The organism is Amycolatopsis sp. NPDC049688, assembly GCF_040674975.1.
In the GTDB taxonomy this organism is placed as follows: Bacteria; Actinomycetota; Actinomycetes; order Mycobacteriales; family Pseudonocardiaceae; genus Amycolatopsis.
Map to the genome: position 1 here is coordinate 176158 of NZ_JBFANY010000015.1, position 12454 is coordinate 188611.

Sequence of the window (12454 nt, forward strand, 5' to 3'; positions counted from 1 at the left end):
GGAAGTGGACTCCAGCGGGTTTCCGGGCCGCCTGCACGGGATTCGACGAGACGTGCGCGCCGCCGGACGGGCTAGGCGCCGTCGTTGCCCTCGCGCAGGGAACGGATCATCTTCTGCAAAACCTCGAACGCCTCTGACTGCTCGGCCTCGGTCAGGCCGGACAGCATCCTGAGCTCGACGGACCGGACCGCCGCCGTCGCCTTCTCCAGGCTTCGGCGGCCGCGGGGTGTGAGGCGGGTGGGGAGGGCCTTTCCGACGGGGGCCTCCGCCGGCCTTGTCACGTAGCCGTCTCGTTCCAACGCCTGGAGCAGCACGTTCATCGTCTGGCGGGTCACGAACGCGCCGCGGGCCAGTTCGGAGTTCGACAAGCCCGGGCGCTGGGCCAGCAGTTCGAGGCAGGAGTAGTGCGTCACGCTCATGCCCAGCGGCCGCAGCACCTCCTCCATGGCCACGCGGAGCGCGCTCGACGCCTCCTTCAGCAGGTAGCCCAGTGACGTCTTCAGGTCGACCCCGTCTTGACTCATGTCAGTATTCTGACATAGGTTGGACAATGTCAGAAAACTGACACGTCAAGAAGGAGTGCTCCCATGCCCGCCACCGGCCCCGACTTCATCTCGCTGCAAGCGCGCGACCTCGACGCCTCGCAGGCGTTCTACGAGCGGTACCTCGGTCTCGTCCGCTCGCCGGCCGGGCCTCCGCACGCCGTCGTCTTCGAGACGAAGCCGATCGCCTTCGCCCTCCGTGACGTCGTTCCCGGCACCGATCTCGGCGACCGGCCCGGCGTCGGGGCCGCGATCTGGCTGCACGCCACCGACGTCCAGGACATCCACGACGCTCTGGTCGCCGACGGGCACACCATCGTCTCCGCGCCCGTCGACGGGCCCTTCGGCCGGACGTTCACCTTCGCCGACCCCGACGGCTACCGCGTCACGCTCCACGACCGCGCCTGACGGCAAAGCGAAAAGGCCGCCCCGGTGTGCGGGGCGGCCTTTCGGGTCGAAAAACCTACTTGTTCACGTCGCGGACCGCGCCGGTGTCCGCCGACGTCGCCATCCGGGCGTACGCGCGCAGAGCCGCCGTCACCGGGCGCTGGCGGTCCTTCGGCTGCCACGGCCGCTCCGACGCCTCCATCTTCGCGCGGCGCTCCGCCAGGACCTCCGGGGAAACCAGCAGCTCCAGGCGCCGCTCGTGGATGTCCAGCAGGATCCTGTCGCCGTTTTCGACCAGGCCGATCAGGCCGCCCGCCGCCGCCTCCGGGGAGATGTGGCCCACCGAAATGCCCGAGGAGCCGCCCGAGAACCGGCCGTCGGTGATCAGGGCGCACTTCTTGCCCAGGCCGGAACCCTTGAGGAACGCCGTCGGGTGCAGCATCTCCTGCATGCCGGGGCCGCCCGCCGGGCCCTCGTAGCGGATCACCAGGACCTCGCCCGGCTGGATCTCCTTCTTGAGGATCGCCGACACCGCTTCCTCCTGGCTCTCCAGGACCCGTGCCGGGCCTTCGAAGTGCCACAGGTCCTCGTCGATGCCCGCGGCCTTGATCACCGCGCCGTTCTCCGCGAGGTTGCCGCGCAGGATCGCGAGGCCGCCGTCCTTCGTGTACGCGTGCTCGACGTCGCGGATGCAGCCGTCGGCGGCGTCGGTGTCCAGGGACGACCACCGGTTCGACGTCGAGAACGCCTGTGTCGTGCGGACCCCGCCCGGCGCCGCGTGGAAGAGCTCCAAAGCCTCGGGAGAAGGCGACGAGGCGCGGATGTCCCACGCCGCGAGCCACGACTCGAGGTCGCGCGAGTGCACCGACCACACGTCGGTGTTCAGCAGGCCGCCGCGGTACAGCTCGCCCAGGATCGCCGGGATGCCGCCGGCGCGGTGGACGTCTTCCATGTGGTAGTCCGAGTTCGGCGCCACCTTCGACAGGCACGGCACGCGGCGGCCGATCGCGTCGATGTCGGCGATCGTGAAGTCGACCTCGCCCTCCTGGGCGGCCGCGAGGATGTGCAGCACCGTGTTCGTCGAGCCGCCCATCGCCATGTCCAGGGCCATCGCGTTCTCGAACGCCGCCTTCGACGCGATCGAGCGCGGCAGGACCGAGGCGTCGTCGTTTTCGTACCAGCGGCGGCACAGCTCGACGACGGTCCGCCCGGCCTCCTCGAACAGCGCGCGCCGCGCCGCGTGCGTCGCCAGCGTCGAGCCGTTGCCGGGAAGCGACAACCCGAGGGCTTCGGTGAGGCAGTTCATCGAGTTCGCGGTGAACATGCCGGAGCACGACCCGCAGGTCGGGCAGGCCGAACGCTCGACGACCGCGAGCCCGTCCTCGTCGACCTCGCTGCTCGCCGACGCCGCGATCGCGGTGATCAGGTCGGTCGGGGCCTGCGCGACGCCGCCCACGACCACGGCCTTGCCGGCCTCCATCGGCCCGCCGGAGACGAACACGACCGGGATGTTCAGGCGCATCGCCGCGTTGAGCATGCCCGGGGTGATCTTGTCGCAGTTGGAGATGCACACGAGCGCGTCGGCCTGGTGCGCGTTGACCATGTACTCGACCGAGTCGGCGATGATCTCGCGCGAGGGCAGCGAGTAGAGCATGCCGGAATGGCCCATGGCGATGCCGTCGTCGACGGCGATGGTGTGGAACTCGCGCGCGACGCCGCCGGCTTCCTTGACCGCGTCCGCGACGATCTCGCCGAGGTCCTTGAGGTGCACGTGCCCCGGCACGAACTGCGTGTAGGAGTTCGCGATGGCGACGATCGGCTTGCCGAAGTCGCTGTCGGTCATGCCCGTGGCGCGCCAGAGCGAGCGCGCGCCCGCCGCGTTGCGGCCGTGGGTGGTGGTCCGGGAACGGAGAGGCGGCACGGGAACTCCCAGGTCAAAGGGTGGCCAGCGAAACTGGTAGGACCAATTTACTCGCTGGCCGAAGCCTCTGAGGTCCCGGGCTTGATGTCTTCGGCTTGCAGCACGCCGCTCGGGTCCGCGATCAGGCCCTCGCTGACCAGCGACAGCACCGGCAGGTGCCGCGTCCGGACCGTCGGCAGCGGCACCTTCGTGTCGTCCTTCAGCACGGCCTGCACGCGCGCCTTCTTCGTGATCGCGAGCCCCTTGAGCGCCGACCACGGGATGTCCCGGTGGCCGAACATCGTGCGGACCGCCAGCCCCGAGCGCGTCGCGACGGTGCGATGGCGGACCACGAACACCGCCAGCGCGATCGGGAAGATGTAGAGCCACTGCAGGTACGGGATCTCCCCGAGCGCGATCGGCGTCACGCAGATCGTCAGGAGGGCGATCGCCATGAAGGACGTGCGGGGGACGCGGAAGACGGCCTTCCGGCCTTCGTCCTGCTGTTTTTCGGCCACCCCGAAATGGTGCACCGCGCCACTGACCGGCCCGGACCCGGGTCTCGCGGGTGTGACCCACGTCCACGATGCGGACACGTCATCCCGCAGAGTTGACACCCGCGGGGCGTTCGGTCTAGCGTCATCGCCGTGACACCGCTGACCGGCCTCGTACTTCCCAAGCGCGTCGACGCTTAGGGAAGACTTTCCGCTGCGTCGACGCGCGAACCCTCGTGCGACCTTACGGTCGGCGAGGGTTTTTTGTTGCCCTAGGGAAGAGATTCCTGGCCCCACCGCACAAAACCGACCCGAACGAGTGACACCGAGACCCACGAGGCAGATCCGATGACCAGTGCGACGTCGCGCAGCGACGCGAAGCCCGGGCCGACGCCCGGAACGCCCGGAGCACGTCCGAAGCCGGCCCCACCGGCGGGAACGCCGGTGCGCGTCACCGGCGCCCAGTCCCTCGTGCGCTCGCTCGAAGCCGTCGGCGCCGAGGTGGTCTTCGGGATTCCGGGCGGCACCATCCTGCCCGCCTACGACCCGCTGCTGGACTCGACGAAGGTCCGCCACGTCCTGGTCCGCCACGAGCAGGGCGCCGGCCACGCGGCCACCGGCTACGCGCAGGCCACCGGCAAGGTCGGCGTCTGCATGGCCACCTCCGGCCCGGGCGCGACCAACCTGGTCACCCCGCTCGCCGACGCGAACATGGACTCGGTCCCGGTCGTGGCCATCACCGGCCAGCAGTCCCGCGCGCTGATCGGCACCGACGCCTTTCAGGAAGCCGACATCTGCGGCATCACCATGCCGATCACCAAGCACAACTTCCTCGTCACCGACCCCGCGGACATCCCGCGGACCATCGCCGAGGCGTTCCACCTGGCCGCGACCGGCCGCCCCGGCCCGGTCCTGGTGGACATCCCCAAGGACGTGCTGCAGGAGATGACCTCGTTCTCCTGGCCGACCGAGCTGCGCCTCCCGGGCTACCGCCCGACGCTGCGCCCGCACGGCAAGCAGGTCCGCGAAGCCGCGAAGCTGATCGCGAAGTCGCGGCGCCCGGTGCTCTACGTCGGCGGTGGCGTCATCAAGGCCGAGGCGCACGAGCAGCTCAAGCAGCTCGCCGAGCTGACGAACATCCCCGTCGTCACCACGCTGATGGCGCGCGGGGCGTTCCCCGACTCGCACCCGCAGCACCTCGGCATGCCGGGCATGCACGGCACGGTCGCCGCGGTCGCCGCCATGCAGCGCGCCGACCTGCTGATCGCGCTCGGCGCCCGGTTCGACGACCGGGTCACCGGCCAGCTGTCCTCCTTCGCGCCGGACGCCGCGGTCGTGCACGCCGACATCGACCCGGCCGAAATCTCCAAGAACCGCAAGGCGGACGTCCCGATCGTGGGCGACTGCAAGGAGATCATCGGCGAGCTGATCACCGCCGTGAAGGCCGAATTCGACCACAGCGGGCAGCCCGACCTGGCCGACTGGTGGACCCAGGCCGACGACTGGCGCAAGACCTACCCGGCCGGTTACGAATGGCCCGACGACGGTTCGCTGTCGCCGCAGTACGTCATCGAGCGGATCGGCGAGATCGTCGGCCCCGACGCCGTCTACGCCGCGGGTGTCGGCCAGCACCAGATGTGGGCCGCGCAGTTCGTCAAGTACGAGAACCCGCGCACCTGGATCAACTCCGGCGGCCTCGGCACCATGGGCTACGCGGTGCCCGCCGCGATGGGCGCGCAGTTCGGCGTCCCGGACAAGCAGGTCTGGGCGATCGACGGCGACGGCTGCTTCCAGATGACCAACCAGGAGCTGGCCACCTGCGCCATCGAGGGCGCACCGATCAAGGTCGCCGTCATCAACAACGGCAACCTGGGCATGGTCCGGCAGTGGCAGAACCTCTTCTACTCGGAGCGGTACTCCAACACCGACCTGGGCACGCACAAGCACCGCATCCCGGACTTCGTGCTGCTGGCCGAGGCGCTGGGCTGCGCCGGCCTGCGGTGCGAGACGAAGGCGGACGTCGACGCCACCATCCGCCGCGCGATGGAAATCAACGACCGCCCCGTCGTGATCGACTTCGTCGTGGGGAAGGATGCCCAGGTGTGGCCGATGGTCGCGGCCGGCACCGGCAACGACGAGATCATGGCGGTCCGGGGCATCCGGCCGCTGTTCGACGACGACGAGGTTTCGGTCGAGACGACCGAGGCCGCCGCGGAAGCCGCCGGAGAGGGTGAGCGCTGAGATGAGCGTCCACACGCTGAGTGTCCTGGTCGAGAACAAGCCCGGTGTGCTCGCGCGCGTGTCCGGCCTGTTCTCCCGCCGCGGGTTCAACATCGAGTCCCTCGCCGTCGGGCCCACGGAAAACCCCGAGGTGTCCCGCATGACGATCGTGGTCGCCGTGGAAGAGCTACCGCTCGAACAGGTGACGAAGCAGCTCAACAAGCTGGTCAACGTGATCAAGATCGTCGAGCTGGAGCAGTCGACCGCCGTGCAGCGCGAACTGCTGCTGGTGAAGGTGCGCGCCGACAACACCGTGCGCAGCCAGGTCCTCGAAACCGTCCAGCTCTTCCGTGCGAAGGTGGTGGACGTGTCCCCGGAGGCGCTCACCGTCGAGGCGACCGGGACGTCGGACAAGATCGGTGCGCTGCTGCGGATGCTGGAGCCGTATGGCATCCGCGAGCTGGTCCAGTCCGGCATGGTCGCGGTGGGACGCGGCGCCCGCTCGATCACCGCTACATCACCGCGTTAAGACGTAAGTCAGGAAAGGAAGCAGTACCCCCATGGCAGTGGAAATCTTCTACGACGACGACGCCGACCTCTCGATCATCCAGGGGCGCAAGGTCGCTGTCATCGGCTACGGCAGCCAGGGCCACGCCCACTCGCTGAGCCTGCGCGACTCCGGCGTCGACGTCCGCATCGGCCTGCCCGAGGGGTCCAAGTCGCGGGCGAAGGCCGAGGAGCAGGGCCTGCGCGTGCTCACCCCGGCCGAGGCGTCGGCCGAGGCCGACCTGATCATGATCCTGGCGCCGGACACCAAGCAGCGCTTCATCTACGAGCAGGACATCGCCCCCAACCTCAAGGACGGCGACGCGCTGTTCTTCGGGCACGGCTTCAACATCCGCTACGACCTGATCAAGCCGCCGGCGAACGTCGACGTCGCGATGGTCGCCCCGAAGGGCCCGGGCCACCTGGTCCGCCGCCAGTTCGTCGACGGCAAGGGCGTCCCGGCGCTCATCGCGGTGGAGCAGGACGCCACCGGCAACGCCCAGGCGCTCGCGCTCTCCTACGCGGCCGCCATCGGTGGCGCCCGCGCCGGCGTCATCAAGACGACGTTCACCGAGGAGACCGAGACCGACCTCTTCGGCGAGCAGGCCGTGCTCTGCGGTGGCGCGTCCGCGCTGGTGCAGACCGGCTTCGAGGTGCTCACCGAGGCCGGCTACGCCCCGGAGATCGCCTACTTCGAGGTGCTGCACGAGCTGAAGCTGATCGTCGACCTGATGTACGAGGGCGGCATCGCGCGCCAGCGCTACTCGATCTCCGACACCGCCGAGTACGGCGACCTGACCCGCGGCCCGCGCGTCATCTCGCCGGCGGTCAAGGAAGAGATGAAGAAGATCCTCGGCGAGATCCAGGACGGCACGTTCGCCCGCGAGTGGGTCGCCGAGGACGAGGCCGGCCGGCCGAACTTCACCAAGCTCGAGGAGCAGGGCAACCAGCACCCGATCGAGGCGACCGGCAAGAAGCTGCGCGACCTGATGTCGTGGGTGGACCGGCCGATCACCGAGACCGCCTGAGTTTTTCCCGTGAGAACCCGAAGGGGGCGCCCGGTGCGGGCGTCCCCTTCGGTGCGTTCGGTACCCGGGTCGCTACGCTGGTGACATGAGTGATCAGCCGGTCGACGACAAGGCACACATCCGGCACCACCTCGACTTCACGAAGGCCGAGTGGATCCGGGCCGAGCCCGAAGGCGTCACCCTCGACGACTGCGTCGAGTACGCCTTCATCGAGCACACGGACGGCGTCACCTACACCGCGATGCGGCAGTCGGCGAAGCCGGACGGCGTGATCCTCGTCTTCACGCCGGGGGAGTGGGACGCGTTCGTCAAGGGCGTCCGCGACGGCGAGTTCGACCTGCCCGAGGACCTCGCCGAGGCCTAGAGCTTCGCCGCTAGCTCGGGGATCGTACCGAGGTCGCCGGCGATGCCGAGGTGGTCGCCGTAGTCGCGGGATTCGACGACCAGGCCGTCGCGGATCCGCATGGCGAAGATGTTGGCGATCCGGACCGGCCGCCCGCCGTAGGTGCCCTGGTAGGCGAACTCGGCGATCAGGATCTCCGGGTCGGTGCCTTTGTAGGTGACCAGGTCGGCGATTTCGAAGTCGACGCCCAGGGATGCCGCCCGCCCGAAGTGCTCGCGCAGTTCTTCGCGTGTCCGCACGACCTCCGAACCCGGCTGGAACGGGTGCGTCACGTGCGTCGGCTCGGCGTAGAGCTCCGCCAGCGCCGGGCCGGCCTTGTCGGACACGCCGTAGACGAGCCGCTCGAACACCCCGCGCCGGCTCTCCGGGTCGCTCGACGTCCGTGGCCCGATCGGCGACAACTCGCGCGGCGGCGCCTGCTCGTAGGCTTTGACCAGGTCGTCGACGCCGTCGCGGACGACCGCGAGCCGCAGGTAGTCGTGGTAGTCGCGGGAATGGACGATCAGGCCGTCGCGGACGCGCAGCACCTGGATGTTGGCCGCTTCGATCGTTCGGCCGGTCTCCACCGACTCGGCGTCGTAGCCGTATTCGGCGACGATCACCTCGGGGTCGGTCGTCTCGTGGACGACGACGTTCTTGCGCTTGAGGCGCAACGCCCCGGCGAGCACGCCGGCGAACCGTTCGTGGACGGCGGCGCGGCCGGTCAGCCGCGTTGGCCGCGGGACCGCTTGCGGGTGCTCGACGACGGTGTCCTCGGCGTAGAGCGCGGAGAGCTCGCTGAAGCGTCCTTCGCTGATCCCGTCGGACAACGCGGTGAAGACGTCGCGGGGTGTGGTCATGGGTCCTCCCAGTGGGCAAACCGGAGTCTGTAGTCCGCCTCCGAAGATACGGACTACAGACTCCGGTTGTCTACCGGAGCAGGTCCCGCGCGGCCGGCTGCCCGCACACCTCCGCCCAGGTCTGCGGGGTGCCGTGGAAGATCGCGTCCCGCGCGGTGGGGTCGGCGCCGTTTTCGACGAGGGTGCGGATGACGTCGAGGTGCCCGGACTGCGCGGCCAGGTGCAGGGCCGTGACGCCTTCGCCGTGGTTCGGGCCGCCGAACGTGCCGCGGAAGTTCACGTCGGCGCCGAGGTCGAGGAGCGTCCGGACGGCGGCGAGCTTGCCCTGCGCCGCCGCCCAGGCCAGTGCGGTGCCGCGGTAGACGTCGGCGTTGACGTCGGCTCCGCGCGCGACCAGGGTGCGCAGGGCCTCGGTGCGGTCGTTGCGGGCCGCCCAGGCGAGAGCTTCGTTGCGGACTTCGGCCGGGTCGTCCGTCGGGTGCCAGGCCGGGAAACCGCTGTGGGGACGGTAAAAACCCCGGTGCATCCCGCCGCGGCCCGACGTCAGGAGTTCGTCGATGGCGTCGAGGTGGCCGAGGCCGGCCGCGACCCGCAGGTTGCCGGGTGCGTGGCTGTGTTCCGCCAGCTTTTCCGCGGCTTCCCGGTGACCCCAGAACAGGGCGACGACCAGGGGAGTGCCGCCGTCGCCGCGGGCCGGGACGTCGACGGGCGCGCCGTGCTGCAGGAGCAGGTCGAGCAGGAGGGGCAGGTTGCTGTAGGCCGCCTGGTGCAGGGGCGTCCAGCCGTGGACGTTGCCGCGCGCGGGATCGGCGCCGTGGTCGAGGAGGATGCGGCTGAGCCGCTCGTCGTGCGTCGCGCCCGCCATGCCGAGCAGGTCGTTGCCGTTGGTGCCGCGGGCGTCGACGAGCCCGGGGAACTCGCGGAGCAGCGTTTCGAGCTGTTCCGGAGCCCGGGCTTCGATCGCCCGGTAGGCGCGGGCGAACGGCTCGCCACTGTCCACAAGGGACCTCACGTGCGCGCGGAGTGCTTTCCAGGAAGCAAAACCGTGCTCCCGGGCGACGACCGCCCGGGCGCCGTCGCGGGTGAACGGCTGGTTCCAGCGGGCGAACGGCTCCTTCGCGCCGGGTGTGTCGTCCTCAGCCGAGGCGAGCAGGCCGAGCGCGCGTTCGGCGTAGTACGCGGCGTCCTGGTGGTACGGGTGCTGCAGGGTTTCCCCGTGCTCGATGACGCGCCGGACGTAGGCCTGCAGCTTCGGCCAGCTCGGGAACCCGTGGTCCCTCGCGATGCGGAACTGTGCTTCGGCGAGCTTGACGCCTTCGGCGCGCGCGAGGTCCTTCGCGCGTTTACGCAACTGGTCCAGGCTGGGTTTTGCGGGCAGCACGCCCATGGTGCCTCCTTCCCTCGTCGCCCGTGGTCCGCCGGCACCGGGCAGGAAAGAAGGTGCGGAGCTGGTGGTGCGGTGCAGCAGGGGTGGGCTCGGCCCTTTCCGCGGACGGGACGCGGCCCGCACCGCGCTCCGCCACCCTACCCCGGCGTGAAGGAAGGGTCATCACACGTGATTGGAGGGTCGACTCACGTGATTGGAGGGTCGACACGGGGGAGTTGGGGCTCGGCGCCGTGTCGTCGCTTCGATCACGCGTGTCGGCTTTCTGATCACGCGAGTCGACCCTTCGTTCACGGGAGGAGGGTGGCCAGGCGGCGGTAGGAATCGGGGGTGCGGGCCAGGACCTGGAGGCAGACGTGGTCGGCGCCGGCGTCGAGGTGGGCCTGGATCCGGTTCGCAGCCGCTTGTTCGCCGGTCGCGACGATGGCGTCGACCAGGCGGTCGCTGCCGCCGTCGGCCAGGTCGGCGTCGGTGAAGCCGAGGCGGCGCAGGTTCTGCTGGTGGTGCCGGGCCTGGCTGACGTAGAGGCCGACGTGCTCCCGGGCCGCCTCGGGGGCCGGGTCGAGGACCACCGCCTGCTCGACCGCCAGGTACTTGCCAGGGCCGAGCCGTTCGCGGGCCATGGCCGTGTGCTCCGGCGGGACGAAGTACGGGTGGGCGCCGTCGGCGCGTTCGGCCGCGAGGTCCAGGAGCTTCGGGCCCAGCGCGGCGAGTACCCGCCGGGGACGGGGTGACGGCTGGGGCAGGCCCGGCAACTCGGCCGCGTCCATCCCGTCGAGGTACTCGCGCAACGCCGTCAGCGGCCGCGCGCCCGGCCGGTGCCCGCCCAGTCCGGCGACGAACCGGCCCGGGTACGCCTCGCCCAGTGCGCGGATCGCGCCTTCCGCCGCGAGCGGGGAACGCTGGTCGAACCGGGCGACCCCGGTGGCGACCGTGAGCCGGGACGTCGCCGCGAGCAGCAAGGCCGCCTGGGTGAACGCCTCCCGGCCGGCGTACTCGCCGAACCAGATCGAGGTGAAGCCGAGTTCCTCCACCTCGGCGGCCGTTTCGCGGAGCTCGCCGACCGGGGCGCCGTCGAAGAACCGCCAGATCCCGACGCTCATCGGACCACCGCCGGGGCCAGCTCCACCAACGCGTCCACAGTGGACTCGAACGACGGTGCGGACGGTGTCAGCAGGACGTGGTCCGCGCCCGCGTCGAGCACCTCGGCGAGGCGGTTCGCGATGGTCGCCGCGTCGCCCCAGAGCACTAGGTCGTCGACGAACCGGTCGCTCGGCCCGGCGATGTCGGCTTCGGTGTAGCCGAGCCGTTTCCAGCCCGCGAGGTAGACCGTGACGGAGTATTCCCGCGACTGCGCCACCCGGCGCCGCACGCTTTCGCGGGCGTCCTCGCGGCTGCCGAGGAGAACGGTCTGCTGCGGGATCAGCAGCTTGTCCGGCCCGAGGATCTCCCGGGCGTACGGCGTGTGCGAGACCGGCTGGGCGAACGGGTGCGCGCCGTCCGCGTGGTCGCGCGCGAGCTCCAGCATCTTCGGTCCGACGGCGGCCAGCATGCGTGGAAACGCCGCGGGTGAAGGGTTTTCGGCCGCGGCGGAGTCCATTTCGGACAGATAGGCGCGCATCCGGTCGATCGGCCGATGGTCCTCGCCGAGCTTCGCTGCCTGGAACGCGTGCCCGACGCCGATGCCGAGCACGAACCGGCCCGGGTGGGTTTGGGCGAGCGTCGCCCCGCCCTTGTACGCGGTCGTCCCGCGCCGCAGCCAGGTGTTGGCGATGCCGGTGCCGAGCACCACGTCCGGCACGGACGCGAGGAGGTCGCCGAAGTGGGCGAACACCTCCCGGGTGCCGGGTCCTTCGCCACTCCAGACCGAGCGGTAGCCGGCGTCGGCGAGCCGCCGCGTCGCCGCGCGTTCGACGTCCGGGGGCGGTTGCAGTGGTGCGCTCGGCAACCACGTGCCGAACGCGCCGAGCCGGGCCCGGGTGTCATCGATCAGGGTCATCCTCGAGTTCCCTCCAGTAAGCTGAGGCTGCCTCCGGTTAATATACGGAGGTAGCCTCCGATTGGCTAGCGGGTATGGTCGGGAGTGCGATGACCGACGTCAAACCGATGCGCGCGGACGCCCGCCGCAACTACGAGCGCCTCCTCGAAGAGGCTCAGCGCGCCTTCGCCGAACACGGCGTCGAGGCGTCCCTGGAAGAGATCGCGCGCCGCGCCGGCGTCGGCATCGGCACGCTGTACCGGCATTTCCCGACCCGGGACGCCCTGCTCGAAACGCTCCTGCGCGCCCGGTTCGACGCGCAGGCCGAGCGCGCCCGCGAACTGCTCACCCACCCCGAGCCGCTGAACGCGCTGCACGCGTGGCTCGCCGGGCTCGGCGACGCCACCGGCACCTTCCGCGGCCTCGTCGAGCTCACCGCCGACGCGCTGAACGACGAAACATCCCGTTTGTACGAGTCCTGCCACGCGATGCGTGACGTCGGTTCCCAACTGGTGGAACGAGCGAAGCACGCGGGCGAGCTGCGTCAGGACGTCACGGCGCACGAGCTCCTTCTGTTGCTGCACGCGGCATCCTGGGCGGGCGGCCACCTGCCCGGCGAAGGGGGCATGCAGCGCCTGCTGGCTCTTGTTTTCGAGGGATTGCGCGCAAGTTAACACCAGGAGACGCCACGGGCCCGGCCAGCGCGTTAAACTCCGCCACGACCGGGGCACAA

The 12454-nt window shown here is 70.3% G+C and carries 13 protein-coding genes; 6 read left to right on the forward strand and 7 right to left on the reverse strand.

Annotation, left to right across the window (positions count from 1 at the left end):
* Nucleotides 1-71: 71 nt before the first annotated feature.
* Nucleotides 72-524 (reverse strand): MarR family transcriptional regulator, encoded by a 453-nt coding sequence (locus tag AB0J55_RS35530; RefSeq protein ID WP_364258827.1) that lies wholly within the window; start codon nucleotides 522-524, stop codon nucleotides 72-74.
* Between the two features lie 63 nt (nucleotides 525-587).
* Here AB0J55_RS35530 and AB0J55_RS35535 point away from each other — a divergent pair, with 63 nt between their 5' ends.
* Nucleotides 588-950, forward strand: a complete 363-nt coding sequence (locus AB0J55_RS35535) for a VOC family protein (protein WP_364258830.1) — start codon at nucleotides 588-590, stop codon at nucleotides 948-950.
* Between the two features lie 55 nt (nucleotides 951-1005).
* On the opposite strand, the gene ilvD is transcribed toward AB0J55_RS35535, so the two are convergent.
* Nucleotides 1006-2850 (reverse strand): dihydroxy-acid dehydratase, encoded by a 1845-nt coding sequence (ilvD, locus tag AB0J55_RS35540; RefSeq protein ID WP_364258833.1) that lies wholly within the window; start codon nucleotides 2848-2850, stop codon nucleotides 1006-1008.
* Nucleotides 2851-2897: 47 nt separating this feature from the next.
* Nucleotides 2898-3347, reverse strand: coding sequence for a PH domain-containing protein (locus AB0J55_RS35545; RefSeq protein WP_364258836.1), 450 nt, complete (start codon nucleotides 3345-3347; stop codon nucleotides 2898-2900).
* Nucleotides 3348-3671: 324 nt separating this feature from the next.
* Between AB0J55_RS35545 and AB0J55_RS35550 the strand changes: the two genes are divergently transcribed.
* From AB0J55_RS35550 to AB0J55_RS35565, 4 genes are all read left to right on the forward strand, one after another.
* The gene (locus AB0J55_RS35550; protein ID WP_364258839.1) at nucleotides 3672-5564 is read left to right on the forward strand and encodes an acetolactate synthase large subunit; all 1893 of its coding nucleotides are present in this window, start codon (nucleotides 3672-3674) and stop codon (nucleotides 5562-5564) included.
* Nucleotide 5565: 1 nt separating this feature from the next.
* The gene (ilvN, locus tag AB0J55_RS35555) at nucleotides 5566-6072 is read left to right on the forward strand and encodes an acetolactate synthase small subunit (RefSeq protein ID WP_003080760.1); all 507 of its coding nucleotides are present in this window, start codon (nucleotides 5566-5568) and stop codon (nucleotides 6070-6072) included.
* Between the two features lie 31 nt (nucleotides 6073-6103).
* On the forward strand, nucleotides 6104-7117 hold the full coding sequence (ilvC, locus tag AB0J55_RS35560; protein ID WP_364258842.1) for a ketol-acid reductoisomerase: 1014 nt from the start codon (nucleotides 6104-6106) through the stop codon (nucleotides 7115-7117).
* Nucleotides 7118-7202: 85 nt separating this feature from the next.
* Nucleotides 7203-7481 (forward strand): DUF397 domain-containing protein, encoded by a 279-nt coding sequence (locus tag AB0J55_RS35565; RefSeq protein ID WP_043780771.1) that lies wholly within the window; start codon nucleotides 7203-7205, stop codon nucleotides 7479-7481.
* On the opposite strand, the gene AB0J55_RS35570 is transcribed toward AB0J55_RS35565, so the two are convergent.
* The 4 genes from AB0J55_RS35570 to AB0J55_RS35585 all read right to left on the reverse strand — a co-directional run bounded on the left by AB0J55_RS35570 (nucleotide 7478) and on the right by AB0J55_RS35585 (nucleotide 11742).
* Nucleotides 7478-8359 (reverse strand): nuclear transport factor 2 family protein, encoded by an 882-nt coding sequence (locus AB0J55_RS35570; RefSeq protein ID WP_364258849.1) that lies wholly within the window; start codon nucleotides 8357-8359, stop codon nucleotides 7478-7480. The two genes, AB0J55_RS35565 and AB0J55_RS35570, sit on opposite strands and share 4 nt — an antisense overlap.
* Before the next feature lie 70 nt (nucleotides 8360-8429).
* A complete protein-coding gene (locus AB0J55_RS35575; protein ID WP_364258852.1) occupies nucleotides 8430-9746 on the reverse strand; it encodes an ankyrin repeat domain-containing protein in 1317 nt (438 codons plus the stop codon).
* A gap of 287 nt (nucleotides 9747-10033) precedes the next feature.
* Nucleotides 10034-10846, reverse strand: coding sequence for a TIGR03620 family F420-dependent LLM class oxidoreductase (locus AB0J55_RS35580; RefSeq protein ID WP_364258855.1), 813 nt, complete (start codon nucleotides 10844-10846; stop codon nucleotides 10034-10036).
* Nucleotides 10843-11742, reverse strand: a complete 900-nt coding sequence (locus AB0J55_RS35585) for a TIGR03620 family F420-dependent LLM class oxidoreductase (RefSeq protein ID WP_364258858.1) — start codon at nucleotides 11740-11742, stop codon at nucleotides 10843-10845. The genes AB0J55_RS35580 and AB0J55_RS35585 overlap by 4 nt, the downstream gene beginning before the upstream one ends.
* 89 nt (nucleotides 11743-11831) lie before the next feature.
* Here AB0J55_RS35585 and AB0J55_RS35590 point away from each other — a divergent pair, with 89 nt between their 5' ends.
* Complete coding sequence (locus AB0J55_RS35590) at nucleotides 11832-12395, forward strand: helix-turn-helix domain-containing protein (protein WP_364258861.1); 564 nt, start codon at nucleotides 11832-11834, stop codon at nucleotides 12393-12395.
* Nucleotides 12396-12454: the final 59 nt, after the last annotated feature.

What these genes read in the sequence shown, in the direction of transcription:
- AB0J55_RS35530 (WP_364258827.1), bottom strand. Translation starts at nt 524, where the DNA reads ATGAGTCAAGACGGGGTCGACCTGAAGACGTCACTGGGCTACCTGCTG.
- AB0J55_RS35535 (WP_364258830.1), top strand. Translation starts at nt 588, where the DNA reads ATGCCCGCCACCGGCCCCGACTTCATCTCGCTGCAAGCGCGCGACCTC.
- AB0J55_RS35550 (WP_364258839.1), top strand. Translation starts at nt 3,672, where the DNA reads ATGACCAGTGCGACGTCGCGCAGCGACGCGAAGCCCGGGCCGACGCCC.
- ilvN (WP_003080760.1), top strand. Translation starts at nt 5,566, where the DNA reads ATGAGCGTCCACACGCTGAGTGTCCTGGTCGAGAACAAGCCCGGTGTG.
- ilvC (WP_364258842.1), top strand. Translation starts at nt 6,104, where the DNA reads ATGGCAGTGGAAATCTTCTACGACGACGACGCCGACCTCTCGATCATC.
- AB0J55_RS35565 (WP_043780771.1), top strand. Translation starts at nt 7,203, where the DNA reads ATGAGTGATCAGCCGGTCGACGACAAGGCACACATCCGGCACCACCTC.
- AB0J55_RS35570 (WP_364258849.1), bottom strand. Translation starts at nt 8,359, where the DNA reads ATGACCACACCCCGCGACGTCTTCACCGCGTTGTCCGACGGGATCAGC.
- AB0J55_RS35575 (WP_364258852.1), bottom strand. Translation starts at nt 9,746, where the DNA reads ATGGGCGTGCTGCCCGCAAAACCCAGCCTGGACCAGTTGCGTAAACGC.
- AB0J55_RS35580 (WP_364258855.1), bottom strand. Translation starts at nt 10,846, where the DNA reads ATGAGCGTCGGGATCTGGCGGTTCTTCGACGGCGCCCCGGTCGGCGAG.
- AB0J55_RS35585 (WP_364258858.1), bottom strand. Translation starts at nt 11,742, where the DNA reads ATGACCCTGATCGATGACACCCGGGCCCGGCTCGGCGCGTTCGGCACG.
- AB0J55_RS35590 (WP_364258861.1), top strand. Translation starts at nt 11,832, where the DNA reads ATGACCGACGTCAAACCGATGCGCGCGGACGCCCGCCGCAACTACGAG.